Below are 322 nucleotides of genomic sequence, written 5' to 3' on the forward strand. Positions count from 1 at the left end.
CGCACCCGGGGCGCCCGGGCCGTTCGCCCCGCCGCCGCCCGGTGCCCCGTACGGGGCGCCCGGGGGGTCCTGGGGGCCGCCCCCGCAGGGCGGGTACCCGGGGTATCCGGCGTACCCGGGGTACCCCGGGGTGGCGGGGTACTACCCCGTCCCGCGGCCGGTGACCAACGGTCTGGCCGTCGCCGGGCTGGTCCTCGGGCTGCTCGCCGTCGTCCTCGGGATCATCCCGTTCTTCTTCTGGCTGGGCGTCCTCCTCGCCCTCACCGGCATCGGGATCTCCGGCGGTGCCATCGCCCGTGCCCGCAAGGGCGCCGGGCGCAGG

Annotated in this window: 1 pseudogene; it reads left to right on the top strand. The window is 78.9% G+C overall.

The features are described from left to right. Positions 1–130: 130 nt before the first annotated feature. A pseudogene (locus VR44_RS08390) lies at positions 131–322 on the top strand (hypothetical protein); the annotation flags it as partial.

This window comes from Streptomyces katrae (assembly GCF_000966975.1).
Lineage (GTDB): Bacteria > Actinomycetota > Actinomycetes > Streptomycetales > Streptomycetaceae > Streptomyces > Streptomyces katrae.